Consider the following 752-nt stretch of genomic DNA (forward strand, 5'->3'; position numbering starts at 1 on the left):
TGTGGCTAATACGGCAAAACAAGTCGCAAGTAAAGTTGAAGGTGTAAATAACGTCTATAACGAAGTCCGCCAAGGCGAACCAGTGACATTAGGCACAGCCTCCTCAGATACCTGGTTAACAACTAAAGTTCGCTCTCAAATTTTAGGCAGTGATTCAGTCAAATCGTCTTCAGTCAAAGTGATCACTGAAAATGGTGAAGTGTTCTTATTTGGCATTTTAACCCGCCAAGAAGGCGCGGCTGTTGCGAAAATCGCCAGTGAAACCAAAGGGGTTGTGAAAGTAACAACCGCATTTACTTACCTTAATTAACCCCACATTTTGATATTGTTTCTGTATTATCCTGTCAGTATCGGCCCTTGTGAATAACGGCCGATACTGACAGTGTCTCGCTTAACTAAATCGGGCTGCATTAAAACATGTCGTTAGCGTCTTAACATCCCTTTATCAATAATAAAATCGATAATAGTTTTCAAGCCTACTTTTTCTTTTAAGTTGGTGAAAACATAAGGTTTCACAGGACGCATTCTAGCCGTATCCGCTTCCATTACTTCTAATGATGCGCCAACATAAGGTGCCAGATCGATTTTATTAATTACTAATAAATCCGAATGTGTAATACCAGGACCACCTTTACGTGGGATTTTTTCCCCTTCAGCTACATCAATCACATAAATGGTTAAATCCGCCAGTTCTGGACTAAACGTTGCACTCAAATTATCGCCACCACTTTCTACAAAAACAATATCAAGAT

Annotated in this window: 2 protein-coding genes; one reads left to right on the forward strand and one right to left on the reverse strand. The window is 40.0% G+C overall.

Translation table 11 applies throughout. From position 1 onward, the window contains the following. A partial coding sequence (locus ABN217_RS19240; protein ID WP_349459857.1) for a BON domain-containing protein occupies positions 1-310 on the forward strand: 310 nt, incomplete at its 5' end. 113 nt (positions 311-423) lie between these two features. Here ABN217_RS19240 and ABN217_RS19245 read toward each other — a convergent pair. Beyond that, on the reverse strand, positions 424-752 hold a 329-nt coding region (locus ABN217_RS19245; protein WP_349459858.1), incomplete at its 5' end, for a GTP-binding protein.

Origin of the sequence: Proteus sp. fly-1067 (assembly GCF_040139345.1) — a bacterium.
Taxonomy (GTDB): domain Bacteria; phylum Pseudomonadota; class Gammaproteobacteria; order Enterobacterales; family Enterobacteriaceae; genus Proteus; species Proteus vulgaris_B.